Genomic DNA, 25,488 nt, shown 5'->3' on the forward strand with positions numbered 1-25,488 from the left:
CCCTTAATTCGCCGCCGTTCTCCAAACCCGAGTGCCCATGAACGAACAGTTGCAACCTCTCAAGAAACAACCGCGAGCCGGCAAGGCCGGTCGCAGCGGAACCCAGGACGATATCGTCTACGCGCATATCTTCGAAGCGATCCTCGAACAACGCCTGGCGCCCGGAACCAAGTTGAGTGAAGAGGCACTGGGCGAAATCTTCGGCGTCAGCCGCACCATCATTCGCCGTGCACTCTCGCGCCTGGCCCATGAAGGCGTGGTGTTGCTGCGGCCCAATCGGGGTGCGGTGGTGGCCAGCCCCAGTGTCGAAGAAGCGCGCCAGGTGTTCCTGGCCCGGCGCCTGGTGGAGCGGGCGATTACCGAGCTGGCAGTGCAGCACGCCACGGCCGAACAATTGGCCGAGCTGCGTCAGATGGTCAACGACGAGCGCGACAGCTTCTCTCGTGGCGATCGCGGTGCCGGCATCCGCCTCTCCGGCGAATTCCACCTCAAGCTGGCCGAAGCGGCGAAGAATGCGCCACTGATCAGCTTCCAGCGCAGCCTGGTGTCCCAGACCTCGTTGATCATCGCCCAGTACGAAAGCGGCAACCGCTCGCACTGTTCCTATGATGAGCACACGCAGTTGATCGACGCGATCGAAGCGCGCGATGCAGGGTTGGCAGTGAATTTGATGATGCACCACATGGACCACATCGACAGCAAGCTCAACCTCGATGAGGAAAGCGCGTCGGATGATTTGCATGCGGTGTTTTCGCATTTGTTGCAGACCAAGAAGCCGGGGCGCTCTTCGGTCAAGCTCTGATGTGCCAAGCTCACCACTAACAAAATGTGGGAGCGGGCTTGCTCGCGAAAGCGGTGGATCAGTCAGCCTATCCAGGGACTGACACTCCGCCTTCGCGAGCAAGCCCGCTCCCACATTTGTTTTGCGGTGTGGTTAAGATCAGCGCTGATGCACCAGTTTGCCCGCCGCATACGTCTGCAACACCGTCCGATCGTCCCCCAGCGTCATCAGCACAAATAACGTCTCGGCAATGTTCTGGGCCTGCTTCAGGCGATAGCTGAGCAGCGGTGTGGCGTTGTAATCCAGCACCAGGAAATCCGCATCGGTGCCGGGCTGCAACGTGCCGATCTTGTCTTCCAGGCGCAGTGCCTTCGCGCCACCCAACGTGGCCAGGTACAGCGACTTGAACGGGCTCAAGCGTGCGCCTTGCAACTGCATGACCTTGTACGCTTCGTTCAAGGTCTGCAGCAGCGAGAAGCTGGTGCCGCCGCCCACGTCCGTGCCCAGGCCCACATTCAGGTTGTGCTTCTCCGCCATCGGCAGGTTGAACAGGCCGCTGCCGAGGAAGAAGTTCGAGGTCGGGCAGAACGCGACCGCCGAGCCCGTCTCCGCCAGCCGCGCACACTCGTCGTCACACAAGTGCACGCCGTGGGCAAACACCGAGCGCTCGCCGAGCAACTTGTAATGGTCGTACACATCCAGGTAGCCGTTGCGCTCCGGGAACAGCGCCTTCACCCACTCGATTTCCTGCTTGTTCTCACTGATGTGAGTCTGCATGTAGAGGTCCGGGTATTCGCTCAGCAACTGCCCTGCGAGGGTCAGCTGTTGCGGTGTACTGGTCGGTGCGAAACGTGGCGTCACTGCGTAGTGCAAACGGCCCTTGCCATGCCAGCGCTCGATCAGCGCCTTGCTTTCCTGGTAACCGGACTCGGCGGTGTCGGTCAGGTAGTCCGGGGCGTTGCGGTCCATCATCACCTTGCCGGCGATCATGCGCAGGTCGAGTTTCTCGGCGGCTTCGAAAAACGCATTCACTGACTGCGGGTGCACACTGCCGAACACCAGCGCGGTGGTGGTGCCGTTGCGCAGCAATTCCTTGATAAAGATATCCGCGACTTCTTCGGCGTGGGCCTTGTCGGCGAACTGGCTTTCGCACGGGAACGTGTAGGTGTTGAGCCAGTCGAGCAATTGCTCGCCATAGGCGCCGACCATGCCGGTCTGCGGCAGGTGGATATGGGTGTCGATCAGGCCCGGGGTGATCAGCGCGTCCTGGTAATGAGTGATTTCGATATCGGCGGGCAATGTCGGCAGCACGTCGCTGGCATGGCCAACTGCACTGATCCGACCGTTTTCAATCACCAGCAGGCCATCCTCGAAATACTCGTAGGAGGCTTCGATCCCAACGATAGCGGGGTCGGCGAGGCTGTGCAGAATGGCGGCACGGTAGGCTTTGCGAGTCAAAGGCATGGTCATCTCAATTCTTGGCAAAAGAAGTCAAAGCTTGGCTGCGGCGCGAGGCCGGCAGCAGTTTGGCAATCGGTTCGGCGCTCGCAGTGTGCTGGCCGAAGTTGGCGTTATAGGTGGCGATGATTTCGCCGGCGATGGAGATCGCGATCTCCACTGGCAATTTACCCTTCACCTCGGTGAGGCCCATCGGGCAATGCATACGCTGCAGTTGCGCGGTATCAAAACCGCGATCACGCAGGCGGTGTTCGAACTTGACGCGTTTGGTCTTCGAACCGATCAGGCCGAAGTAGGTGAAGTCATTGCGCTTGAGCAGGGCGGCGGTCAGTTCCAGGTCCAGCGCGTGATTGTGGGTCATGACGATGCAATAACTGCCCACCGGCAGGTCGGCAATTTCGTCGACCGGCTCTTCGCTGACGATTTTACGCACGCCTTCGGGGATATGTTCCGGAAACTCCTGGTCACGGGAGTCGATCCAGCGCACCCGGCACGGCAGGCTCGCCAGCAGGGGCACCAGCGCGCGGCCGACGTGGCCGGCGCCGAACACGGCGATCTGCGCCTGCACCTGGCCCATGGGTTCGAACAGCAGCACGGTCACGCCACCGCAGCACTGGCCGAGGCTTGCACCCAGACTGAAGCGTTCCAGATGGGTGTTCTGCTGGCCACGTACGAGCATGTCGCGGGCGATCTGCATCGCCTTGTATTCCAGGTGGCCGCCGCCGATGGTGTCGAAGGTCTGCGCGGCGCTGATGACCATCTTCGAGCCGGCATTGCGCGGCGTGGAGCCGAGCTCTTCGATGATGGTCACCAGTACGCAGGGTTCACCGCGGTTCTGCAGGTCGGCGAGGGCGCTGATCCAGTAGTTCATGATTACCTCAACATCTCTGTTGTCAGTCCGACCGCTATCGCGGGCAAGCCAGCTCCCACATTTGATTGGGTTCACACATCAACATGTGGGAGCCGGGCTTGCCCGCGATGGCAGCGCCTGGGTCTAAAGCGAAGCCAGCTCGGTTTGCGTTTCCACAGCTTTTGCAGCAGTCAATTGGCGCATTTGCTCACACCCCCACAACACGCGCTCCGGCGTCGCCGGCGCATCGATCTGCGGCTGATGGCGATAGTCACCCAGGCTCGCCACGGCGTCCTTGATCGCACACCACGAAGCAATCCCGAGCATGAACGGCGGCTCGCCCACGGCCTTGGAATGGAACACCGTGTCTTCCGGGTTCTTGCGGTTTTCCACCAGCTTCACGCGCAGGTCCAGCGGCATGTCGGCGACGGCCGGGATCTTGTAGCTGGCCGGGCCGTTGGTCATCAGCTTGCCCTTGTTGTTCCACACCAGCTCCTCCATGGTCAGCCAGCCCATGCCCTGGATAAAGCCGCCTTCGACCTGGCCGATGTCGATGGCCGGGTTCAGCGAGGCGCCCACGTCGTGGAGGATGTCGGTGCGCAGCATCTTGTACTCGCCGGTCAGGGTGTCGACGATCACTTCGCAACAGGCCGCGCCGAACGCGAAGTAGTAGAACGGCCGACCGCGCGCCTGGCTGCGGTCGTAGAAGATTTTCGGGGTCTTGTAGAAGCCCGTGCTCGACAGCGACACCTGGGCGAAATACGCCTGTTGGATCAGCGCCTCAAAGGTCAGGATCTGGTCACGCACGCGCACATGGCCGTTGTGGAATTCCACGTCCGCTTCGCTCACGTCGTACTTGCGCGCGGCGAATTCCACCAGGCGTTGCTTGATGGTTTCGGCGGCGTTCTGCGCAGCCTTGCCGTTCAGGTCGGCACCGCTGGAGGCGGCGGTCGGCGAGGTGTTGGGCACTTTGTCGGTGTTGGTGGCGGTGATCTGCACACGGTCGATTTCGACCTGGAACACTTCGGCCACCACTTGCGCGACCTTGGTGTTCAAGCCCTGGCCCATCTCGGTGCCGCCGTGGTTGAGGTGGATGCTGCCGTCGGTGTAGATATGGATCAACGCGCCGGCCTGGTTGAGGAAGCTTGCGGTAAACGAAATACCGAACTTGACCGGGGTCAGCGCCAGGCCTTTTTTCAGGATCGGGCTGTGGGCGTTGTACAGGCGAATCGCTTCGCGGCGCTCGGCGTATTGGCTGCTGGCTTCAAGCTCGGCGGTCATCTCTTCGAGCATGTTGTGCTCGACGGTCTGGTAGTAATGCGTGACGTTGCGCTCGGTCTTGCCGTAGTAGTTGGCCTTGCGCACGGCCAGCGGGTCCAGCGCCAGGTGACGGGCGATGGCGTCCATCACTTCCTCGATGGCGACCATCCCTTGCGGGCCGCCGAAACCGCGATAGGCGGTGTTGGACGCGGTGTTGGTCTTGCAGCGATGGCCGTTGACCGTGGCATCGCCCAGGTAGTACGAGTTGTCGGCGTGGAACATCGCGCGGTCGACGATCGAGTTCGACAGGTCCGGCGAGCAACCGCAGTTACCTGCCAGTTCCAGGTTGATCCCGTGCAGGCGTCCGCTGTCGTCGAAGCCCACGTCGTATTCGATATAGAACGGGTGGCGCTTGCCGGTCATCAGCATGTCTTCGACGCGCGGCAGGCGCATCTTGGTCGGCTGGCCGGTGAGGCGCGCGACTACGGCACACAGGCATGCCGGGCTGGCGGCCTGGGTTTCCTTGCCGCCGAAACCGCCACCCATGCGACGCATGTCGACGACGATTTTGTTCATCGACACGTCGAGTACTTCGGCCACCAGTTTCTGCACTTCGGTGGGGTTCTGCGTGGAGCAGTAGACGATCATGCCGCCGTCTTCGGTGGGCATCACCGAGGAGATCTGGGTTTCCAGGTAGAAGTGCTCCTGGCCGCCGATATGCAGGGTGCCCTGGATGCGGTTTTTGGCGGTCGCCAGGGCGCCCGTCGAATCACCGCGCTGGTGGGTGTGGCTGTCGAGCACGAAATGTTTTTTGCGAAAGGCTTCGACCACGTCCAGCACCGGTTCGAGGTCCTCGTATTCGATCACCGCCGCCATCGCCGCCTGGCGGGCGGTCTCCAGGTCACGCGCGGCCACGGCGAGTACCACCTGGCCGACGAACTGCACGGTGTCGATGGCCAGCAACGGGTCGCCGGGCATCAGCGGGCCGATGTCCTTCAGGCCGGGCACGTCTTCATGGGTGATGACTATGCGCACGCCGTCGAAGGCGTAGCAGGGCGCTGTATCGATGCTGACGATGCGGGCGTGGGCGCGGTCGGACATGCGTGCATACAGGTGCAACTGGTTGGGGAATTCCAGGCGGTCATCGATGTACTGCGCTTCACCGCTGACGTGCTTGGCGGCGCTGTCATGCTTGACGCTGCGGCCGACCCCGGAGGTGAGGTCCTGGGCAAACAGCTCGGCGAGTTCGGCCTGGGTTTTGACCACGACGTGATGGTTAGACATAAGCGGTCACCCGAGTCTCGATATGCGGCGTTTGCAGTTCGATGAAGTATTTGCGCAGCAGGTTCTGGGCGCTGAGCAGGCGGTATTCCTTGCTGGCGCGAAAGTCCGACAGCGGGGTGAAATCCTCGGCCAGGGCGGCGCAGGCTTTCTCCACCGTGGCGGCATTCCAGGTCGCGCCGACCAGCGCGGCTTCGCAGCTTTTCGCGCGTTTGGGCGTGGCGGCCATGCCCCCGAAGGCGGCACGTGCTTCGCTGATCACGCCGTTGTCGATCTTCAGATTGAAGGCGGCGCAGACGGCGGAAATATCATCGTCCAGGCGCTTGGACACCTTGTACGCGCGAAACAGTGCGTGGCCCTTGGGCACGATGATTTTCTCGATGAACTCACTGTCCTGGCGGGCAGTGACGCGGTAGTCGATGAAATAATCTTCCAGCGCCAGCGTGCGGCGCACATCGCCTTTGCACAACACGATCTGCGCGCCCAGCGCGATCAGCAGCGGCGGCGAATCACCAATTGGCGAGGCGTTGCCGATATTGCCGCCGAGGGTGCCCTGGTTGCGGATCTGCAACGAGGCGAAGCGGTGCAGCAGGTCGCCGAAATCCGGGTATTCGTGGTGCAGCGCGGTGTAGCAGTCGGAGAGGGCGGTGGCGGCGCCGATTTCCAGGCGATCGTCGAAGTCTTCGATACGCTTCATCTCTTCGATGTTGCCAACGTAGATCATCACCGGCAGCGTGCGGTGGAACTGCGTGACTTCCAGCGCCAGGTCGGTGCCGCCAGCCAGCAGGCGGGCTTGCGGGTAGGCGTCGTAGAGGTCGGCCAGGTCGGCGACGGTCAAAGGCACCAGGCAGCGTTTGTCGCCGCTGTTGAGTTCGCCGGTCTGCGTCGGCGCGATGGCTTTGAGGCGGGCGATGGTCTCGGCCTGGCGGCTGTCGAACTGGTCCACCGGCTTGTTGCAGCAGGCCTGTTCGGCGGCGGCCAGAATCGGCCGATAACCGGTGCAGCGGCACAGATTGCCGGCCAGCGCTTCATGGGCTTTCTGGCTGTCGGGTGCGTCGCTGTTTTTTTGCAGCGCGAACAGCGACATCACAAAGCCCGGGGTGCAAAAGCCGCATTGCGAACCGTGGCACTCCACCATGGCTTTTTGCACGCTGTGCAGTTGGCCTTGATGCTTGAGGTCTTCGACGCTGATCAGTTGTTTGCCGTGCAGCGACGAGACAAAGGTCAGGCACGAGTTGAGGCTGCGATAGCGGATCTGCTCGGCACCCTGGGCATCGCGGTGCAACTCGCCGACCACCACCGTGCACGCACCGCAGTCGCCGCTGGCGCAGCCTTCCTTGGTGCCGGATTTGCCCAGGTGCTCACGCAAGTAGTTGAGCACGGTCAGGTTGGGGTCCAGGGCGTGCTCGCTACGGAGTTCCTGGTTAAGTAAAAACTGGATCACGGAAGGCCTCGCAGACTCATTATTGTTGTTAACCGCTTTGCGCCGAATCTAGTCATGTCTGACTTTTCGGTCAACGATTTTCTGACCAGAAGGTCAAGAAATTGCGATCACAACACTTTCAATTATGGTCCAGTCTTCTGAAACCGGCGTTTTATGGGGCTTTTGCCTTTTCAGCGCTGCTTATTTCGTGCCAAATTCGCGCTTGTGGGCCCAGCGCCATCAGCCAGCATTTGCGCTACACTGCCGCGCTTGTACCGATAGAAGATTTTGAAGGGAAAACATGACGTTCAAGGCGCCGGACAGTCTCGCCGAGCAAATCGCTCACCACCTCGCCGAACGTATCATTCGCGGCGATCTCAAGCCTGGGGAACGGATCCAGGAACAGAAAGTCACGCTGGCGCTCAATGTCAGCCGTGGTTCCGTGCGTGAAGCCCTGCTGATCCTCGAGCGTCGCCACCTGATCGCGATCCTGCCGCGCCGGGGCGCCCACGTCACTGAACTCACTGCACACAAGGTCCAGAGCCTGTGCACGCTGATGGGCGAGCTGTACATCCTGCTCGGCAATGCAGTGGCCCAGGGCTGGCAGGTGCAGGCCGACATGGCGCCGTTCCTGCAGATCCAGCAACGCCTGATCTCCAGCTTCGAGCGCCAGGACATCCGCGCCTTCGTCGAAGAAAGCTTCAACGTGATGCGCGCCGCGTACCCCTTTGCCAACAACCCGTATCTGCAGGAAACCGTCGAGAACCTGCAGCCGGCGATGAACCGCGCCTATTACCTGGCGCTGGATCAACGCAAGGCCTCCATGAGTGAATACCTCGTGCTGTTCGAGCAACTGCTCGCCGCCGTGCTCGCCCGTGACCTGGCGCAGATTCGCCTGGTGCTGTCGGCCTACGGCCAGCGCAGTTGCTCGTTGGTCATCGCTGCGTTGGCGGACGCCTAAGCGTGCGGCTCAAGTGCATCAAACTGGCGGGGTTCAAATCCTTCGTCGACCCGACCACGGTGAACTTCCCCAGTAACATGGCGGCGGTGGTCGGGCCCAATGGCTGCGGCAAGTCGAACATCATCGACGCCGTACGCTGGGTGATGGGCGAGAGCTCGGCCAAGAACCTGCGTGGCGAGTCGATGACCGACGTCATCTTCAACGGCTCCACCAGCCGCAAGCCGGTGAGCCAGGCCAGCATCGAACTGGTGTTCGATAACTCCGATGGCACCCTGATCGGCGAGTACGCGGCCTACGCGGAAATCTCGATCCGCCGCAAAGTGACGCGCGACAGCCAGAACAGCTACTTCCTCAACGGCACCAAGTGCCGTCGCCGCGACATTACCGACATCTTCCTCGGCACCGGCCTGGGCCCGCGCAGCTACTCGATCATCGAGCAGGGCATGATCTCCAAGCTGATCGAAGCCAAGCCCGAAGACCTGCGCAACTTTATCGAAGAGGCGGCCGGCATCTCCAAGTACAAGGAGCGCCGCCGCGAGACCGAAAACCGCATCCGCCGCACCCACGAAAACCTCGCCCGCCTGACCGACCTGCGCGAAGAGCTGGAGCGCCAGTTGGAGCGCCTGCACCGCCAGGCCCAGGCGGCCGAGAAGTATCAGGAATACAAGGGCGAGGAGCGTCAGCTCAAGGCGCAACTCTCGGCCCTGCGTTGGCAGGCGCTGAATGATCAGGTCGGCCAGCGCGAAGCGATCATCGGCACCCAGGAAATCAGCTTCGAAGCGCTGGTGGCCGAGCAGCGCAATGCCGATGCGAGCATCGAGCGCCTGCGCGATGGCCACCATGACTTGTCCGAGCGCTTCAATCTGGTGCAGGGGCGCTTCTACTCGGTGGGGGGCGACATTGCACGCGTCGAGCAGAGCATCCAGCACGGCCAGCAGCGTCTGCGCCAGTTGCAGGACGATCTGAAGGAAGCCGAACGCGCGCGCCTGGAAACCGAATCGCACCTGGGTCATGACCGCACGTTGCTGCTGACCCTCGGCGAAGAGCTGGACATGCTCACCCCCGAGCAGGAAATCACCAACGCCGCCGCCGAAGAAGCTGCCGCCGCGCTGGAAGACTCCGAAACCACCATGCACGGCTGGCAGGAGCAGTGGGACACGTTCAACCTGCAATCCGCCGAGCCGCGCCGCCAGGCAGAGGTGCAGCAGTCGCGCATCCAGCAGCTGGAAACCAGCATGGAGCGCCTGGCCGAGCGCCAGCGTCGCCTGCAGGAAGAGCGCGTGCTGCTCGCCGCCGATCCGGAAGACGCGGCGATCATGGAGCTCAGCGAGCAACTCGCCGAAAGCGAGATGACCCTCGAAGAGCTGGAAGCCAGCGAAGAGCAACAAGTGGAGCGCCTGGAGCAATTGCGTCAGCAACTGCAACAGGCGACCCAGGCCCAGCAGCAGGCCCAGGGCGATTTGCAGCGGCTCAACGGCCGGCTCGCCTCGCTCGAAGCCTTGCAGCAGGCCGCGCTGGACCCAGGCACCGGCACCGCCGAGTGGCTGCGCGACCAGCATCTGGCCGAGCGCCCGCGCCTGGCCGAAGGCTTGAAGGTCGAAGCCGGTTGGGAGCTGGCGGTGGAAACCGTGCTCGGTGCCGACCTGCAGGCGGTGCTGGTAGATGATTTTGGCGGTTTCGACCTGGCCGGGTTTGCCCAGGGTGATCTGCGCCTGCTCAGCCCCGCCGCCGATGGCACACGGGTGCCAGGCAGTTTGCTGGATAAGGTCGAGGCGGCGATTGATCTGTCGCCGTGGCTGGGGCAGGTCAAGCCGGTTGAATCCCTTGAGCAGGCCTTGGCGCAGCGCGGTCAACTGGCGGCCGGCGAAAGCCTGATCAGCCGCGACGGCTATTGGGTTGGCCGGCATTTTTTGCGTGTGCGCCGCGCCAGTGAAGCGGAAAGCGGCGTATTGGCCCGTGGCCAGGAAATCGTCAACCTGATCGCCGAGCGTGAAGAGCGCGAGGCCACCCTGGAAAGCCTCGAGACCGAACTGCAAACCCTGCGCGCCACCCAGCGCCAGCAAGAGACCGGCCGCGAACACCTGCGCCGGCTGTTGCAGGACGAAGCGCGCCAGCAGGGCGAATTGAAAGCCCAGCTGTCGGCGAGCAAGGCCAAGGTCGAACAACTGACCCTGCGCCGCACCCGTCTTGACGAAGAAGTCGCCGAGATGGGCGAGCAGCGCGCCCTCGAACACGAACAGATCGGCGAAGCGCGCCTGCAACTGCAGGAAGCCCTCGACAGCATGGCGCTGGACACCGAACAGCGCGAACTGCTGCTGGCCCAGCGCGACAGCCTGCGCGAGCGCCTCGACCGCGTACGCCAGGAAGCCCGGCAGCACAAGGATCACGCGCATCAATTGGCGGTGCGCCTCGGCTCGCTGCGCGCCCAGCACGCGTCGACGGCCCAGGCCCTTGAGCGCCTGGAGATGCAGTCCGAACGCCTCACCGAAAAGCGCGAGCAACTGAGCCTCAACCTCGAAGAGGGCGAAGCGCCGCTGGAAGAGTTGCGGCTCAAGCTGGAAGAGTTGCTCGACAAGCGCATGACCGTCGACGAAGAGCTCAAGACCGCGCAGATCGCCCTCGAGGACGCCGACCGCGAACTGCGCGACGCCGAAAAGCGCCGGACTCAGGCCGAGCAGCAATCCCAGCTGATTCGCGGCCAACTCGAACAACAGCGCATGGAATGGCAAGCCCTGACCGTGCGCCGCAAGACCCTGCAAGACCAATTGCTCGAAGACGGCTATGACCTGCACGGCGTGCTCAACACCCTGACCGCCCAGGCCAACGAAAAAGAAGCCGAAGAGGAACTTGAACGCATTGCCGCGCGTATCCAGCGACTCGGCGCGATCAACCTCGCGGCCATCGACGAATACCAGCAACAGTCCGAGCGCAAACGTTATCTGGATGCCCAGGACGCCGACCTGGTCGAAGCCCTGGACACTCTGGAAAACGTGATCCGCAAGATCGACAAGGAAACCCGAAATCGATTCAAAGATACCTTTGATCAGATTAATGGCGGTTTACAGGCGTTATTCCCGAAAGTTTTCGGTGGTGGCAGCGCTTACTTGGAACTGACGGGCGAAGATCTACTCGATACAGGGGTAACGATCATGGCGCGGCCACCGGGCAAGAAGAACAGCACCATCCATTTGTTGTCCGGCGGCGAGAAAGCCCTGACCGCATTGGCCCTGGTATTTGCCATCTTCAAGTTGAATCCGGCGCCGTTCTGCATGCTCGATGAAGTTGACGCCCCGCTGGATGACGCTAACGTTGGACGTTACGCACGACTGGTCAAGGAAATGTCCCAGACGGTGCAGTTCATCTATATCACCCACAACAAGATCGCCATGGAAATGGCCGATCAGTTGATGGGCGTGACGATGCACGAACCCGGTTGTTCGCGATTGGTCGCGGTGGATGTGGAAGAGGCGATGGCGATGGTGGACGCCTAGCGGCGAGTTGCTAGTTGTCAGCGGCTGGCGGCAAGTACTTGAGGCTTGAGGCTTGAGGCTTGAGGCTTATAGCGTGCAGCTTGTAGCTCACAGTTGGCGGCGGGTGTAAGAGGTCGATCGGCGTGTCGAAAGATGGCAAATCGACACATTTCGCGCCAACTGTGTAAAGTTATCTTTGGTCGTGCTAGTTTAATGTCAATTTTTCGTATGCGTGGGCAAAACGTCAGTCAGAACATAGAGTTGGCGCCACGTTTTAAAGCGGTTTGCACGGTGCTAAACCCCTTATTTTTCAGCATTTTTTATTAGAGGCACGGGATTACATGGAAATCGGTCTGCGCGAGTGGCTGATCGTCATCGGCATTATTGTCATTGCCGGTATTCTTTTTGATGGCTGGCGCCGCATGCGCGGTGGCAAGGGCAAGCTCAAATTCCGTCTGGATCGCAACCTGTCCAACTTGCCCGACGACGACGGCGGCGCCGAGCTGCTGGGGCCGCCCCGTGTGCTGGATACCCATAAAGAACCGCAACTGGACGAGCATGACTTGCCGTCGATGAGCGCGCCGGTGCGTGAAGCCCGCGAGCCGTCCTCCAAGCGTGGCAAGCGCGCCAACCCTGCCGTGGCCGAGCCACATCAGGGCGACCTCAACCTGGATGTGGACGAAGGCCCGAGCTTCAGCAGCCGCGACGACGACTTCCCGGACGAAAACGTGGGCAAGAATGCCCCGCGCCAATCGGTCAACGATCAGCCGGCCGCCGAAGAAGTGCTGGTGATCAGCGTGATCTGCCGCGACGCCGCTGGCTTCAAGGGGCCGGCGCTGCTGCAGAACATCCTCGAAAGCGGCCTGCGTTTCGGCGAGATGGACATCTTCCACCGTCACGAAAGCATGGCCGGTAACGGCGAAGTGCTGTTCTCCATGGCCAATGCGGTCAAGCCGGGCACCTTCGACCTGGATGATATCGACCTGTTCAGCACGCCGGCCGTGAGCTTCTTCCTCGGCCTGCCGGGTCCGCGTCACCCTAAACAGGCGTTCGATGTGATGGTGGCCGCCGCCCGCAAGCTGTCCCAGGAACTCAACGGCGAGCTCAAGGACGACCAGCGCAGCGTCCTGACCGCCCAGACCATCGAACACTACCGTCAGCGCATCGTCGAGTTCGAGCGTCGTGCACTGACACAGAAACGCTGAGGATTGGTCCTCAGCGTTGTCAGTAGAATAAGCGCACTAACATATTGAGCAGCTTCGGCTGCTCTTTTGCTTTCTGAGAGAACACCCATGACCGCCGCCCCTACCCGCATCCTCGAACTGCGCGCTGAACTGGATCAGCACAACTACCGTTACCACGTCCTCGACGAGCCGAGCATTCCGGACGCCGAATACGACCGGCTGTTCCACGAGCTCAAGGCCCTGGAGGCCGAGCACCCGGAGCTGGTCACGCGTGATTCGCCGACGCAGCGGGTCGGCAGCGCGGCACTCTCGGCCTTTACCCAGGTGCGCCACGAAATTCCGATGCTCAGCCTGGGCAACGCCTTCGATGAAACCACCATGCTCGAATTCGATCGGCGGGTCACCGAAGGGCTCGACCTGCCGGTGGGCGATCTGTTTGGGGGCGGCGCGGCGGTGGAGTACAGCTGCGAGCCGAAGCTGGACGGGCTGGCGGTCAGCCTGCTGTACCAGGATGGCGAGTTGGTGCGCGGCGCCACGCGCGGCGACGGTACGACCGGCGAGGACATCAGCGTCAACGTGCGCACCGTGCGCAATATCCCGCTGAAACTGCACGGCAGCGGCTGGCCGGCGACGCTCGAAGTGCGCGGTGAAGTGTTCATGTCCAAGGCCGGTTTCGAACGGCTCAATGCCTCGCAGCTGGAAGTCGGCGGCAAGACCTTCGCCAACCCGCGCAACGCCGCGGCCGGCAGCCTGCGCCAGCTGGATTCGAAGATTACCGCCAGCCGCCCGCTGGAATTCTGCTGCTATGGCATTGGCCAGGTGACGGCGGATATCAGCGACACCCATATCGGCAACCTCAAGCAGTTGCAGAAATGGGGCATGCCCATCAGCCATGAGTTGAAACTGGCCAAGGGCATCCAGGAATGCCTGGCGTACTACCACGACATTGGTGAGCGGCGTAACAGCCTGGCGTACGAAATCGACGGTGTGGTGTTCAAGGTCAACAGCATTGCTGCCCAGCGTGAACTGGGCTTTCGCGCGCGTGAGCCGCGATGGGCGATCGCGCATAAATTCCCGGCCATGGAAGAGCTGACCGAGTTGCTCGATGTGGAATTCCAGGTCGGTCGCACCGGCGCCGTGACCCCGGTGGCGCGCTTGAAGCCGGTCAAGGTTGCGGGCGTCACTGTGTCGAACGCCACTCTGCACAACATGGACGAGGTTGCGCGCCTGGGCCTGATGATCGGTGACACGGTGATCATCCGCCGTGCCGGTGACGTGATTCCGCAGGTGGTCTCGGTGGTGCCCGAGCGCCGCCCGGAAAACGCCCGCGCGGTGCAGATCCCCGAAAGCTGTCCGGTGTGTGGCTCGCATGTGGAGCGCACGCAGCTGGTCAAGCGCAGCAAAGGCAAGGAAACCGTCAGCGAAGGCGCGGTGTACCGCTGCGTCGGGCGCCTGGCCTGCGGGGCGCAGCTCAAGCAGGCGATTATCCATTTTGTCTCGCGCCGCGCCATGGACATCGACGGTCTGGGCGACAAGACCATCGAGCAATTGGTGGATGAAAAACTGATCGGTTCGCCGGCCGACCTCTACAAGCTCAAATACGAGCAGATCATCGACCTGGAAGGCTTTGCCGATATCTCCAGCAAGAAGCTGATCACCGCCATCGAAAACAGCAAGTCGCCGACCCTGGCGCGCTTTATCTACGCGCTGGGCATTCCCGACGTGGGCGAGGAGACCGCCAAGGTGCTGGCACGCTCGCTGGCGTCCCTTGAGCGGGTGCAGAAGGCCTTGCCGGAAGTGCTGACGTACTTGCCGGACGTCGGCCTGGAAGTGGCGCACGAGATCCACAGCTTCTTCGAGGACAGCCACAACCAGGATGTCATCGGCGCGCTGCTGTCGCCGGATGAATGCGGCCTGCAACTGCAGGATCAAGGCGAGCTGAGCGCCGAGTTCGCCGCCAGCACCACGCTGGGTGGTCTGCTCGACAAGCTGCATGTGCCGAGTGTGGGCCCGGGCGCCGCGCAGAAACTCGCGGACAAGTTCGGCAGCCTCGAAGGCGTGATCAAGGCCGACTGGCTCGACATGCGCCAGGCGCTGCCCGAGAAGCAGGCCAAGGCGGTGCGCGAGTTCTTCGACAACGAAGACAACGCCAAACGCGCCCTGGCCATCGAGCAGCAGCTCAAGGACTTCGGCATGCACTGGCAGAGCGAGAAAAAGGTAGTCGAAGGCTTGCCAGAAGCCGGTCACACCTGGGTGCTCACCGGCTCCCTGGAGCTGATGAGCCGTGACGTGGCCAAGGACAAGCTCGAAAGCCTGGGCGCCAAGGTCGCCGGTTCCGTGTCGGCGAAAACCCACTGCGTGGTGGCAGGGCCGGGCGCCGGATCGAAACTGGCCAAGGCCAGCGAGCTGGGCCTGAAGGTCCTGGACGAAGAGGCCTTTGTAGCCTTCCTGGCCAAGCACAACATCACTGTCGACTGACACCCCTCCACTGCAGGAGCCCGGCTTGCCGGCGATAGCGCCTTCACGTGCGCCATCGCCGGCAAGCCGAGCTCCTGCAGGATATGGTTATATTTTCGGAACGTTCTTCGGCGCGAATTGATCTAGTCTTCGTCACCCAGGGAGAGACCGCCATGTTCCGCTACTTCGAGCAACTCAGTTCGCGCATCGCCGCGCCGTTCATGCCGGGCTCATCGCGCGATAGCAAGGTGTGGCAATGCCGTTGCGGGCAATCGCTGTTCTTTCGCAACAGCCAATGCCTGGCCTGCCAGGCCGTGCTCGGTTACCAGCCGCAGCAAAGCCGCTTGTCCTCCCTGCAACCCGGCCCCGTCGCCGGCACGTGGCTGCAGGATGACAACCTTGACGCCGGCGCCTTCCGCCGCTGCGCCAACCTCGACACGCCGGCTGCCTGCAACTGGCTGATCCCTGCTCACAGCACCGCGCCACTGTGCGTGGCCTGCAGCCTCAACCGCACCATCCCGGACCTTTCTGTCGCGGAAAATCCCGAGCGCTGGCGCAAGGTCGAGACCGCCAAGCGCCGCCTGGTGGCGCAATTGATCAGCCTCGGCCTGCGCGTGGTGCCCAAGAGTGAGGATGAGGACAACGGCCTGGCCTTCGACTTCGTCGGCATCGACCTGGAAGGCAATGCGCCGATGACCGGCCATGCCAACGGCCTGATCACCCTCGACATCAAGGAGGCCGACGACGCCCACCGCGAGAAAATCCGCGTGCAGATGCGTGAACCGTATCGCACGCTGCTCGGTCATTTTCGCCACGAGGTCGGCCATTATTATTGGGATCGCCTGATCGCCAATAGCCACTGGCTTGAGCCTTTTCGCCACCTGTTCGGCGACGAACGCGCCAGTTACGCGGATGCCCTCGACCAGCACTACCAGAACGGCCCGCGCCCCGACTGGCAGCAAACCTGCGTCAGTGCCTACGCCACCATGCACCCCTGGGAAGACTGGGCCGAAACCTGGGCTCACTACCTGCACATGATGGACGCCGTCGACACCGCCCTGGGCTTCGGCATGAGCGCCCGCGAGATGGACCTGGATTATCAGCCATTCCCGCTCTCCACCCTGTACGACCCCGAGCATCCCGGCGGCGTGGCGTTCCTGTCGTTCGTCAACGCCTGGATCGAACTGGCCGGCATGCTCAACGAACTGTCGCGCAGCATGGGGCAGCCGGATTTCTATCCCTTCGTGCTACCCCCCGCGGTGATCGCCAAGCTGCACTTCATTCACCTGGTCATCCAGGAAGAGGGCGGCCGCGCTGACGACGCGGTGATCCTGTAGGCGCCGGCAAGCCAGCTCCTACGGGTGGACACAAGTGCTTGAACCATCGAATATTTTTAATCCGGCACCAACGGTTGTAACTTCCGATGAGATCGGTACAATGGCGCGGCTTGCCGAGAGGCAAGCGTCGTTATGGTGACCCCATCGGTCCCCCCGCAACGATTACCCGTGAACCTGGTCAGAGCCGGAAGGCAGCAGCCACAGCGGGAACATTGTGTGCCGGGGTGTGGCTGGTGGGGTTGCCTCCATAACGCTCTTCCGCAACACCCCTCAAAAATCCTTTCAGTTCCAATCGCCATTGGCGAATCGATGTCTGCTGCGCGCTTTATGGCCGATACAGTGGAAAGGCCTTGAACGTCGGCACCAATTCCGCGCCCATCTTTTGCGTGCTCTCTACCGGGTCATCCGGTGTGGGAATATTCCGGGCGAAGTGAAAGATGATGATCTGGTCGGTGGCGCTGTCCTTGTAGTACTTGAAGAAGCTGATTTCAGAGAACTGCCCATCCTTGCGCAGTGACTTGGGGAAGAACAGCATCAGGTACAAGACCCCGGTCCTGTTGTCCGTCGTCAGGATCGCCGGCATGTTCGGGTTTTCCTGCTGGTGGAGTTGCACGGTGCGTTTGCCCAGGTCGAGCGGCTCGAAGCGGTTCTGATCGCGTGGGACGACGGTGAAGTCGAGCATTTCACTCCAGGCATCGACGCTTTCCTGCGGCGGGAAAAACTCCCACAGCCCCGGTTTGCGGAATTTGAGTACAAACGTCTTGCCGGCGAACTGCACCGACTGCGTGTCGGCGATGGAGGGGCGTGACAGGTCGGGCGTCGGTGTGGAGGCGCAGCCGGCCAGCAGGGCTACGAGCGACACGATAAGCAGGGTGGCTTTCATTTCAATCCTTGAATGTTTTCAGGTACGAGCCTCATGCGCCCGTGACAGTAGCCGAATGCGCCGGCAAATACCTCGCTTAATGGTCATTGCACGGTTTAACGGCACCCTGGTGAGGGCTCTTTCACAGGTTTTAATACTCACTCTGGACAACCCAAAACCACCTTGCTAGTTTGCGCCGGCTACTTGTTTCAGATTATGACAAGAGCACGCAATGATATTGAAGTGCTATCACTTCTTTAACTCACAAGGATGTCTGTGATGAAAAGCCTGCAAGGGTTGCCCCGTCTTATCAGTGCTTCGGTAGGTGCTCCCGGTAAAGCCCGTAACTTGCCCGCCGATGTTCAGTGCATCCAGTATCTATTCAACTTGATCATTCCCAAGATGGGCTTTCCACTGGCCGAAAATGGCAAGTGTGACGGCCAGTTGGTGCAGTGCATCAGCCAGTATCAGTTTCGCCACCTTAAATATGCCCACCCCGATGGCGTGATCGACCCCACCGGCCGGACCTTCAACAGTCTGATCGAAGAGGCGGTGAAGGTGCCGGTCAAAGCCTTCCCGACCCTGCGCATCCCCAGCTTCTTGAATGCGTTCGGCAATAACCAGGGCGATGCCGTGCAGGCGACGGTCAATGTGTACCTGGACCGCGTTCGCGCGACGATCGAGGCCGAGCGGCGTAACCGGCAACTGATGATGCAGGCCACGTGCGACGGGGGCATGACGCTCAGCGATACAGACTTCCAGAACGCCGCCACGCAGTTGGGCAACGGTATTTCGGTGAATGTGATCAAGGCTTTCGCGACCATCGAGTCTGGCGGGCGCTTTGGGTTCGGGCCGGCCAAGTTGCCGATCATCGCCTTCGAAGGCCACCACTTTCGCAAGTACACCAATCATATCTACGACCAGGCGCACCCGCTGCTGTCTTACCGCTACAAGAGAAAAGCCGGGCCCCAGTGGCAGGTCAACAACAAGGACCAGGTCAAGGCCTGGGAAACCATGGCGACCGCCTTCGCCCTCGATCAGGAAGCGGCGTTGATGTCGGCGTCCTGGGGGATGTTTCAGGTCATGGGCTTCAACTTCGGATCGTGCGGTTACAAGACCGTGTTTGAATTCGTCGCGGCATTAAAGGTGAATGCCGGCAACCAACTTAAAGCGTACTTGAGTTTTTGCAGCAAGAGCCCGGCGCTGATGAAGGCAATGAAGGCCAAGGATTTTACCGCCATGGCCTACAACTATAACGGCGAGGACTACGGCAACTATGACGTCCTTATGAAAAAAGCCTACGAAGAATTTGAAAGGAAGAAATAAGATGATCCGTTTTCTTGCTGTTGGTGTGTTGTCATTGTGCGCGGTTGCCCCTGCGTTTGCTGGCACCCCTGCGTTGCATTCGGGCAAGTACGAGGGCCTGATGTTGGCAGTGACGCCTGACCATCAAGTCGAAGGTTTCTACGCCGAGGAACTGGGCGAGGGCGTGACCCGCAGTTGCGCGTTTTACCTGCAAGGCCAGCCCGGCGCACTGACCACCTGGCACGACGAAGCCTACCCCGGCAGCGTGGCCCCGTCGTCCGACGGCGTTACCCTGACGGTGGAGCAGGGCCGCCAGCATCCCGGCTGCATGAACGTGCTGATGCCGGAGATTGCCACCGGCCTGGAGCTGACCCGGACCGCCAGCAAAAACTGGATCGGCCTGGTCACGGTGGCCGCCGACAAGGCGTATTTGCAGAAAACCCCTGGCGCCAAGGCCGCCAAGCGCCCGTATATCGTCAAGGGTGATGTGGTGGGCGTGCTGGCCGTCAAGGATGGCTGGGCCCAGGTCGAGTTCATCACTGCCCAGGACCGTTCGTTCAGCGGCTGGATCAGCCAGGGCCAATACAGCCGTCTCGCGCCGCCGCGCTGAGACCTCCCGAACGCCGCTGCGTGCCTGGCACGCAGCGGCGTTTTTGTGTCCGGGTTTCAGGCCTTGTTGCGGTTGAACAGCTTGCGCACACCGGCGAGCAGCGCCACGACGCCGATCACCAGAAACTTCTTCGCCGCCAGCAGGAAGATGCCGATCTTGGCGAACAAGCCGGCCTTGGCGGCAATCCCGCCGGCTACCAATGCCGCGAGGCCGTAAGTGGCCAGCTTGTCGGTTTTCGGGTTGAAGTCGGTGTAGAGGTTGCCGTCGGTGAAGTTGGTGAAGGCCAGGACCTTGGGCATTTCCTGCTTGATCGTGGACAGGTCGGCCATCGCGGCGACGGCGTTGAGTTCCAGCACGCCTTCACGGCCCAGCACACGGATGCTGTAGTTGAGGGTGGTTTGCTCGGCGTCGTCGGCCTTCAGTTCGCGGGCCCAGTACATCTTGTGGGTGGTGTCGTCGTAGCGCGGCGGCTCGGCCCAGCCCAGCAGGTGCAGGCCCGCGTAGCCTTGTTTCTGGCGTTCCTGGTTCTCGGCTTCGTCTTCTTCCTGCATTTGCTTGAGCAGGTCGGCGTAGTCGATTTTCGCGGCATCCTCGTCGGAAATGTGCCCGTCGGCCTTGTAGCTGACGATCACGCCCCAGCCGCGCTCCGACAGCGGGCTGACGGCTTTCGGCACGATCATGCCCAGGGTCTTGAAGCCCGGCGGGTTGCCCCAGCCATCGGTCAGCAGACGCTCGGTGTCGGCCGGGTCGAGGTAGTAGAACTCGTCGTTAAGCTTGAGCGTGGCGATGCCACTGGGCAGGCTGATGGTGCCGGTCTTCTGCTTGAGTGATGCAAGAAAGTGCTCAGCCGTTTCCGCGGGGGCGCTGGCTTCTACGGGGGCAGGTGGGGCGGCTGCGAAAGCGGGGGCGACAGGCAGGCTCAGGGCGGCCGCCGCCAGCAACAGGCGGAAGTAATTCATGGTAGTCCCTTACATTTTGAATTAATTTCGCGGGAGGATAATACGAAATAGCTGCTACGGGTTAGCCAAACGTCTCGCGCAGCAGCCCGGCGAAGGCGTCCCGTGCCAGGTGCCGCTGGGTGTCCTTATGCCAGAACAGCAGGTTGTCCACGGCCTGCAGTTCCTCGAACCGGTACGATGCCAACTGGTTGGCCTGCTCATAGCGGGCCAGGATGCCTTCGGGCGCGAGTGCCACACCAATCCCGGCGCTGACGCAGCCGATAATCGTGCCCCAGCTGGCGTAACTGGCGATGGTCGGCTTGAAGTCATGGGGCTTGACCCAATTTTCGAGTGCCGCGCGGTAGGGGCAGCCGGGTGGCCAGACCAGCAAGGTGCGGCCGGCCAGGTCCTGGGCACTCTGGATGGGGGCGCTGGAGGCACTGGCGATCAGCACCAGGCGCTCGCTGTAGACCACGCTGTGTTCCAGCTTCGCGCGTTTATTGCCCGAGGCCACCAGTGCCACGTCCAGGCGGTGGTGCTGCAGGTCATCGAGCAGCTGGCCCCAGGCACCGGTCACCAGTTCCAGGCTGACCTCCGGGTAGCGTCGATGATATTCCGCCAGCAGCGGCGGCAAGCGGCCGCTGGCGCTGGACTCCACCGCCCCGATCCGCAAGGTCCCACGCGGGATGGCATTCGCATCCACGGCGCGTTTGGACTCATCCACCAGGGCGAGGATGCGCTCGCAGTAATCGAGGAAGATCTCACCGGCCGCGCTGATCGCCAGCCCACGCCCGGCGCGGATGAACAGCGGGGTGCCCAGCTCGCTCTCCAGTTGCTTGATGCGCGTGGTGATATTGGACGGCACGCAGTGCAATTGCAGGGCGGCCTGGGCCACGCTGCCGGTTTGCGCCACGGCTCGCACCATTTTCAGTTGGGCCAGTTCCATCGCTCAGTTCCAGTGATTTCAGAAGTCAGAAACGGTTAATTGTCCTGCGCCTTGGCCGGGCCAAGACTGACGGCATTCCTTCTCAGTCCGGACGCCGTCGATGAATACCCCGTCACCCGTAAAGCTTACGCTAGTCATCGCCAGCGTCATCCTCTGTTGGGCCTATTCGCCGATTGGCGTGCACATGGGGCTGCACAGCTACAGCCCCGGCCAGTTGGCGCTGCTGCGGTTCTTGATTGCCTCGGTGTTCATGGGCGCTGTAGCCCTGGTGCTGGGCATCGGCCGGCCGCGCCTGCGGGATGTGCCGTGGTTGCTGGTGCTGGGGTTCTTCGGGGTGTTCCTGCACCACACTAGCCTCAATTATGGGCAGCAATGGGTGACGGCGGCAGCCTCCAGTGTGCTGGCGCAGTCGGCGCCATTGTTCAGCGTGCTGATCGCGTTTGTCTGTCTCAAGGAGCGGGTCAGCCTGTGGCGTTGGAGCTGCGTCTTGCTGGGATTGCTCGGCGTGCTGGTGGTGATCTGGGGTGACCAGGGCGTGAGCGATATCGACCCGCGAGGCTTGCTGATACTGCTCGCTGCAGTGTCGTGGAGCGTGTATTTCGCCATCCAGAAACACTATGCCCACCGCTACAGCCCGTTGACCATGGCGTGCTACATGGTGTGGGCCGGCACGCTGATGCTCTGCGTGAACCTGCCGGGCCTGCCCGCCGCCGTGGCGCAGGCACCGTTGGCGGAAAACCTGGCGGTGCTGGTCCTGGGTATCTTCCCCAGCGCCCTGGCCTACCTGGCCTGGGGCTACGTGTTGAAGCATGTCGAGGTCAGCCGTGCGTCGGTGGCGATGTACCTGATTCCACCGGTCGCCATGGTGCTGGCCGCGACGCTGCTGGGCGAGCACATTGCCGTGCAAGTGATGCTCGGCGCGGTGATCGTGCTGGCCAGTGTCGCGGCCATCAGCCTGGAAGGGCGCTGGCGCTCAGTCGTTCAGGCTGAACGCACGCAGGCGGTGGCCGTCGAGGTCCTGGGCGACAAAGGTGTAGCCGAAATCCACGGCGGTCGGTGATTGAATGATCGTCGCGCCACGTTCGACCCACACGTCGTGCAACGCGTCCACGGCGCCGGTGTCGGGCAACGAGAAGCCCACTTCACCACCGCCGCCGGTCAACTGCGCTGCCGGCGCCACGGTATGACGCGACCACAGCCCAAGTTTCACGCCGTTGCCCAGAATGAACAGGGCAAACGTCGGGTTGAGCTCCACCGGCGGCTGGTCCAGCAGGCGGCTATAGAAGTTGGCGCTGGTGGCCGGGCTGTCAACGTACAGCAGGAAGTAATGAGCGACGGTGTGCATGCTGGCTCCTTGAGGACGGGCGTTTGAGTGGGGCCAGTCTATAAGGCGGTACTGTCAGTTCCTGTCAGGAGTGTGCAGGGGCTGCGCGCCTTCCCCGGTGTACAGCTGGATGATGTCATCGATCTCGCCCGACATCTTCATCCGCAGCAGCGTGCGCAGGATGCGCTGCACCGGCACGTCCGGGTCATTGCGCACGGTGCAGCCGAGGTTCTGCTCATCGATCACCGCGACCTTGTGCAGCTTTTGGCCGATCGGCATGCGCTGGTTGAACCGGTCGAGAATCCATTCGTTGATCACCGCGAACTTGAAGCGCCCGGCCACCAGTTTGTGCAGCACCTGTTCTTCGCTGCGCGCATCGTCGCGGGTGAGTTGGCCGCTGGCAAACAGCGGGTCGAGCGTGGCATAGCGATAGTTGAGCACCGTGCCGATCGATTGCGCCGGCAATTGCTTCACATGGACCGGTTGCGCGGGCACCTGGGTGCTGACCAGCAGGTTGCGCTGCACCATCAGCGGGATGCTCCAGGTGTAATCACCGGACAGGTTGTCGAACCAGGCCTGGGTGACATAACAGCGCACGTCGATCTCGCCGTGTTCCATGGCCGCCGAGATACGCGCCCGTGCCAGCACATGGAATTGCGCCGGCCGACCGACCTGGGTGGCCAGGCTCAACATCAAGTCATACAAAATCCCCTGGGTGGGCCGGCCGTCCTCCAGTTGCACCATGGGCATCGCCCAGCTGTCGGAAACCGAGAAGCGCAGCGGTGCGGGCGCCGCCAGGCTGGCCGAGGCAATCATCCATAAAGCGCCCAGGACTACGCGCATAGACTCTCCGGGTTCAGGCCTTTTCGGGGCCAATCAGCAGAGCTTAGTCAGATTAGACGAGCGTGCCGGATGCAATTTCCCCCTTGCTCCGCTAGCATTACCGGCTCCCGCTTCCCAGTTGCGACGGTTTTCGATGAGTTATCAGGTTCTTGCACGTAAATGGCGTCCGCGCTCGTTCCGCGAAATGGTCGGCCAGACCCATGTGCTCAAGGCTCTGATCAATGCCTTGGACAGCCAACGGCTGCACCACGCCTACCTGTTCACCGGTACTCGCGGGGTGGGCAAGACCACCATTGCGCGCATCATCGCCAAATGCCTGAACTGTGAAACCGGTATCACTTCCACGCCCTGTGGCACGTGTTCGGTGTGCCGGGAAATCGACGAAGGGCGTTTTGTCGACCTGATCGAGATCGACGCCGCGAGCCGCACCAAGGTCGAAGACACCCGCGAGCTGCTCGACAACGTGCAGTACGCGCCGAGCCGTGGTCGCTTCAAGGTCTACCTGATCGACGAAGTGCACATGCTTTCCAGCCACTCTTTCAACGCCCTGTTGAAGACGCTGGAAGAGCCGCCGCCCTACGTCAAGTTCATCCTGGCCACCACCGATCCGCAGAAACTCCCTGCAACGATTCTGTCGCGGTGCCTGCAGTTCTCCCTGAAAAACATGACCCCCGAGCGCGTGGTCGAGCATCTGACCCACGTGCTGGGCGTCGAGAACGTGCCGTTCGAAGACGACGCACTGTGGCTGCTCGGCCGTGCGGCGGACGGTTCGATGCGCGACGCCATGAGCCTCACCGACCAGGCCATCGCCTTTGGTGAAGGCAAGGTCATGGCCGCCGATGTTCGCGCCATGCTCGGTACCCTGGATCACGGCCAGGTGTTCGACGTGCTGCACGCGCTGATCGAAGGCGACGCCAAGGCGTTGCTCGAAGCCGTGCGCCACTTGTCGGAGCAAGGCCCGGACTGGAACGGCGTGCTCTCGGAAATCCTCAATGTGTTGCACCGCGTCGCCATCGCCCAGGCGTTGCCGGAAGGTGTCGACAACGGCCATGGCGACCGCGACCGCGTGTTGGCCCTGGCCCAGGCGCTGCCGGCCGAAGACGTGCAGTTCTACTACCAGATGGGCCTGATCGGGCGCCGCGACCTGCCGCTGGCGCCGGACCCGCGAGGGGGCTTCGAGATGGTCATGCTGCGAATGCTGGCCTTCCGGCCCGCTGACTCGGCGGACGCACCGAGACAGCCGCTAAAGCCAGTGGGGATCAGCCAGGCCACAGTTGATTCCGCCAAACCAGTGGCTGGCGCGGCGGTGGTTGCGCCAGTGGTTGCCGCACCTGTTGCGCCGGCGCCTGAGCCTGCGCCCGTCGTGGCAGCGCCGGTGGTTACGCCGCCTCCGGTGGTCGAGCCCGAGCCTGCGCCTGTTGTCGACCTGCCCTGGAATGATCCGGTAGAGCCTGAAGTCGAGCCCGAACTGCAGCCTGCGGTGGAGCCCGTGCTGGAAACGGCCGGCGAGCAGCCGGAACTGACGCCGATGCCCACGCCGACCCCTGACAGCGTGGTGCCGGATGCGCCGGAGTGGGTCGCCGCGCCTGTGCCGGAACCGACCGTCGCTCAGGTCGAGGCCGCCGTTCCAGGGATCGACCTGGATGACGAGCCGCCGCTGGACGAAGACTATATCGAGCCGGACATGGATTCGGCCTACAGCTACCTGGACGACCTGGCCAGCGAGCACACCGCCGAGCCGGCCCCGGAGCCCGAGGCCGAGCCTGCTGCGGCGCCGGCCACCGGCCTGGCCCTGCAATGGCTGGAGCTGTTCCCGAAGTTGCCGATCTCCGGCATGACCGGCAGTATTGCCGCCAACTGCACCCTGATTTCCATCGAGGGCGACCACTGGCTGTTGCACCTGGACCCGGCACACAGCGCCCTGTTCAACGCGACCCAGCAACGTCGCCTCAACGATGCCCTGAACCAGTACCATGAGCGCACGCTGACCGTCGCCATCGAGCTGATCAAGCCTGAGCAGGAAACCCCGGCCCAGGCCGCGACCCGCCGGCGCATCAACCGCCAGCGCGAAGCCGAGGACTCGATCCAGGCTGATCCGCTCATCCAGCAAATGATGCAACAGTTCGGCGCCGTCGTTCGCCACGATACAATTGAACCTGTCGAAGCCCCGGTGCCCCAAGCGTCCTGATACCGGGCTA

At 62.3% G+C, this 25,488-nt stretch carries 19 protein-coding genes and 1 other RNA gene; 11 read left to right on the top strand and 9 right to left on the bottom strand.

The window, feature by feature from the left end; all coding sequences use genetic code 11:
* The first annotated feature begins 37 nt into the window (after window positions 1-37).
* Window positions 38-802, top strand: a complete 765-nt coding sequence (locus BBG20_RS28770; RefSeq protein WP_017477154.1) for a GntR family transcriptional regulator — start codon at window positions 38-40, stop codon at window positions 800-802.
* A gap of 138 nt (window positions 803-940) precedes the next feature.
* Here the strand turns inward: BBG20_RS28770 and guaD are convergent, their stop codons facing one another.
* From guaD to xdhA, 4 genes are all read right to left on the bottom strand, one after another.
* Complete coding sequence (gene guaD / locus BBG20_RS28775; protein ID WP_065909873.1) at window positions 941-2,245, bottom strand: guanine deaminase; 1,305 nt, start codon at window positions 2,243-2,245, stop codon at window positions 941-943.
* Window positions 2,246-2,252: 7 nt separating this feature from the next.
* Complete coding sequence (gene xdhC, locus BBG20_RS28780; RefSeq protein WP_065909550.1) at window positions 2,253-3,110, bottom strand: xanthine dehydrogenase accessory protein XdhC; 858 nt, start codon at window positions 3,108-3,110, stop codon at window positions 2,253-2,255.
* A 123-nt stretch (window positions 3,111-3,233) separates the two neighbouring features.
* Window positions 3,234-5,633, bottom strand: a complete 2,400-nt coding sequence (xdhB, locus tag BBG20_RS28785; RefSeq protein ID WP_065909552.1) for a xanthine dehydrogenase molybdopterin binding subunit — start codon at window positions 5,631-5,633, stop codon at window positions 3,234-3,236.
* Window positions 5,626-7,074, bottom strand: coding sequence for a xanthine dehydrogenase small subunit (gene xdhA, locus BBG20_RS28790; RefSeq protein WP_065909554.1), 1,449 nt, complete (start codon window positions 7,072-7,074; stop codon window positions 5,626-5,628). The genes xdhB and xdhA overlap by 8 nt, the downstream gene beginning before the upstream one ends.
* 280 nt (window positions 7,075-7,354) lie before the next feature.
* On the opposite strand from xdhA, the gene BBG20_RS28795 reads away from it, so the two are divergent.
* From BBG20_RS28795 to ffs, 6 genes are all read left to right on the top strand, one after another.
* Window positions 7,355-8,014 carry a GntR family transcriptional regulator gene (locus BBG20_RS28795; protein ID WP_065909555.1) on the top strand — a complete coding sequence of 220 codons (660 nt, stop codon included), beginning with the start codon at window positions 7,355-7,357 and terminating at the stop codon, window positions 8,012-8,014.
* A gap of 2 nt (window positions 8,015-8,016) precedes the next feature.
* Window positions 8,017-11,505 (top strand): chromosome segregation protein SMC, encoded by a 3,489-nt coding sequence (smc, locus tag BBG20_RS28800; protein WP_065909557.1) that lies wholly within the window; start codon window positions 8,017-8,019, stop codon window positions 11,503-11,505.
* 320 nt (window positions 11,506-11,825) lie between these two features.
* Entirely contained in the window at window positions 11,826-12,689 is an 864-nt protein-coding gene (gene zipA, locus BBG20_RS28805) for a cell division protein ZipA (RefSeq protein ID WP_065909559.1), read from the top strand.
* Between the two features lie 87 nt (window positions 12,690-12,776).
* Window positions 12,777-15,146: an NAD-dependent DNA ligase LigA gene (gene ligA, locus BBG20_RS28810; protein WP_065909562.1), complete on the top strand. Its 2,370-nt coding sequence runs from the start codon at window positions 12,777-12,779 to the stop codon at window positions 15,144-15,146.
* 152 nt (window positions 15,147-15,298) lie between these two features.
* A complete protein-coding gene (locus tag BBG20_RS28815) occupies window positions 15,299-16,462 on the top strand; it encodes a zinc-binding metallopeptidase family protein (RefSeq protein WP_065909563.1) in 1,164 nt (387 codons plus the stop codon).
* A 142-nt stretch (window positions 16,463-16,604) separates the two neighbouring features.
* Window positions 16,605-16,701, top strand: an RNA gene (ffs, locus tag BBG20_RS28820) — signal recognition particle sRNA small type.
* Between the two features lie 86 nt (window positions 16,702-16,787).
* On the opposite strand, the gene BBG20_RS28825 is transcribed toward ffs, so the two are convergent.
* Entirely contained in the window at window positions 16,788-17,345 is a 558-nt protein-coding gene (locus BBG20_RS28825) for a putative periplasmic lipoprotein (protein WP_065909565.1), read from the bottom strand.
* A gap of 258 nt (window positions 17,346-17,603) precedes the next feature.
* On the opposite strand from BBG20_RS28825, the gene BBG20_RS28830 reads away from it, so the two are divergent.
* Both BBG20_RS28830 and BBG20_RS28835 read left to right on the top strand, forming a co-directional pair.
* The gene (locus BBG20_RS28830) at window positions 17,604-18,650 is read left to right on the top strand and encodes an N-acetylmuramidase family protein (RefSeq protein WP_065909567.1); all 1,047 of its coding nucleotides are present in this window, start codon (window positions 17,604-17,606) and stop codon (window positions 18,648-18,650) included.
* A 1-nt stretch (window position 18,651) separates the two neighbouring features.
* Window positions 18,652-19,239: an SH3 domain-containing protein gene (locus tag BBG20_RS28835; protein WP_065909569.1), complete on the top strand. Its 588-nt coding sequence runs from the start codon at window positions 18,652-18,654 to the stop codon at window positions 19,237-19,239.
* 56 nt (window positions 19,240-19,295) lie between these two features.
* Here the strand turns inward: BBG20_RS28835 and BBG20_RS28840 are convergent, their stop codons facing one another.
* Window positions 19,296-20,198 carry a DUF2167 domain-containing protein gene (locus BBG20_RS28840; protein ID WP_065909570.1) on the bottom strand — a complete coding sequence of 301 codons (903 nt, stop codon included), beginning with the start codon at window positions 20,196-20,198 and terminating at the stop codon, window positions 19,296-19,298.
* A gap of 61 nt (window positions 20,199-20,259) precedes the next feature.
* Window positions 20,260-21,123: a LysR family transcriptional regulator gene (locus BBG20_RS28845; RefSeq protein ID WP_065909572.1), complete on the bottom strand. Its 864-nt coding sequence runs from the start codon at window positions 21,121-21,123 to the stop codon at window positions 20,260-20,262.
* Window positions 21,124-21,223: 100 nt separating this feature from the next.
* On the opposite strand from BBG20_RS28845, the gene BBG20_RS28850 reads away from it, so the two are divergent.
* Complete coding sequence (locus BBG20_RS28850; protein ID WP_065909574.1) at window positions 21,224-22,183, top strand: DMT family transporter; 960 nt, start codon at window positions 21,224-21,226, stop codon at window positions 22,181-22,183.
* On the opposite strand, the gene BBG20_RS28855 is transcribed toward BBG20_RS28850, so the two are convergent.
* Both BBG20_RS28855 and BBG20_RS28860 read right to left on the bottom strand, forming a co-directional pair.
* Window positions 22,097-22,468, bottom strand: a complete 372-nt coding sequence (locus BBG20_RS28855; RefSeq protein ID WP_065909579.1) for a VOC family protein — start codon at window positions 22,466-22,468, stop codon at window positions 22,097-22,099. The two genes, BBG20_RS28850 and BBG20_RS28855, sit on opposite strands and share 87 nt — an antisense overlap.
* A gap of 54 nt (window positions 22,469-22,522) precedes the next feature.
* A complete protein-coding gene (locus BBG20_RS28860) occupies window positions 22,523-23,290 on the bottom strand; it encodes a substrate-binding periplasmic protein (protein ID WP_065909580.1) in 768 nt (255 codons plus the stop codon).
* A 133-nt stretch (window positions 23,291-23,423) separates the two neighbouring features.
* Here BBG20_RS28860 and dnaX point away from each other — a divergent pair, with 133 nt between their 5' ends.
* Complete coding sequence (gene dnaX / locus BBG20_RS28865) at window positions 23,424-25,478, top strand: DNA polymerase III subunit gamma/tau (RefSeq protein WP_065909581.1); 2,055 nt, start codon at window positions 23,424-23,426, stop codon at window positions 25,476-25,478.
* The last annotated feature ends 10 nt before the right edge of the window (window positions 25,479-25,488 follow it).

The sequence above is a fragment of the Pseudomonas aylmerensis genome (genome assembly GCF_001702265.1).
Lineage (GTDB): Bacteria > Pseudomonadota > Gammaproteobacteria > Pseudomonadales > Pseudomonadaceae > Aquipseudomonas > Aquipseudomonas aylmerensis.

Excerpts from the sequence above, each read along its gene's own strand:
- dnaX (WP_065909581.1), top strand. The coding sequence starts at position 23,424 with ATGAGTTATCAGGTTCTTGCACGTAAATGGCGTCCGCGCTCGTTCCGC.
- BBG20_RS28770 (WP_017477154.1), top strand. The coding sequence starts at position 38 with ATGAACGAACAGTTGCAACCTCTCAAGAAACAACCGCGAGCCGGCAAG.
- BBG20_RS28855 (WP_065909579.1), bottom strand. The coding sequence starts at position 22,468 with ATGCACACCGTCGCTCATTACTTCCTGCTGTACGTTGACAGCCCGGCC.
- BBG20_RS28830 (WP_065909567.1), top strand. The coding sequence starts at position 17,604 with ATGAAAAGCCTGCAAGGGTTGCCCCGTCTTATCAGTGCTTCGGTAGGT.
- guaD (WP_065909873.1), bottom strand. The coding sequence starts at position 2,245 with ATGCCTTTGACTCGCAAAGCCTACCGTGCCGCCATTCTGCACAGCCTC.
- BBG20_RS28815 (WP_065909563.1), top strand. The coding sequence starts at position 15,299 with ATGTTCCGCTACTTCGAGCAACTCAGTTCGCGCATCGCCGCGCCGTTC.
- xdhB (WP_065909552.1), bottom strand. The coding sequence starts at position 5,633 with ATGTCTAACCATCACGTCGTGGTCAAAACCCAGGCCGAACTCGCCGAG.
- ligA (WP_065909562.1), top strand. The coding sequence starts at position 12,777 with ATGACCGCCGCCCCTACCCGCATCCTCGAACTGCGCGCTGAACTGGAT.
- BBG20_RS28860 (WP_065909580.1), bottom strand. The coding sequence starts at position 23,290 with ATGCGCGTAGTCCTGGGCGCTTTATGGATGATTGCCTCGGCCAGCCTG.
- BBG20_RS28835 (WP_065909569.1), top strand. The coding sequence starts at position 18,652 with ATGATCCGTTTTCTTGCTGTTGGTGTGTTGTCATTGTGCGCGGTTGCC.
- BBG20_RS28845 (WP_065909572.1), bottom strand. The coding sequence starts at position 21,123 with ATGGAACTGGCCCAACTGAAAATGGTGCGAGCCGTGGCGCAAACCGGC.
- xdhC (WP_065909550.1), bottom strand. The coding sequence starts at position 3,110 with ATGAACTACTGGATCAGCGCCCTCGCCGACCTGCAGAACCGCGGTGAA.
- BBG20_RS28795 (WP_065909555.1), top strand. The coding sequence starts at position 7,355 with ATGACGTTCAAGGCGCCGGACAGTCTCGCCGAGCAAATCGCTCACCAC.
- BBG20_RS28840 (WP_065909570.1), bottom strand. The coding sequence starts at position 20,198 with ATGAATTACTTCCGCCTGTTGCTGGCGGCGGCCGCCCTGAGCCTGCCT.
- BBG20_RS28850 (WP_065909574.1), top strand. The coding sequence starts at position 21,224 with ATGAATACCCCGTCACCCGTAAAGCTTACGCTAGTCATCGCCAGCGTC.
- BBG20_RS28825 (WP_065909565.1), bottom strand. The coding sequence starts at position 17,345 with ATGAAAGCCACCCTGCTTATCGTGTCGCTCGTAGCCCTGCTGGCCGGC.
- zipA (WP_065909559.1), top strand. The coding sequence starts at position 11,826 with ATGGAAATCGGTCTGCGCGAGTGGCTGATCGTCATCGGCATTATTGTC.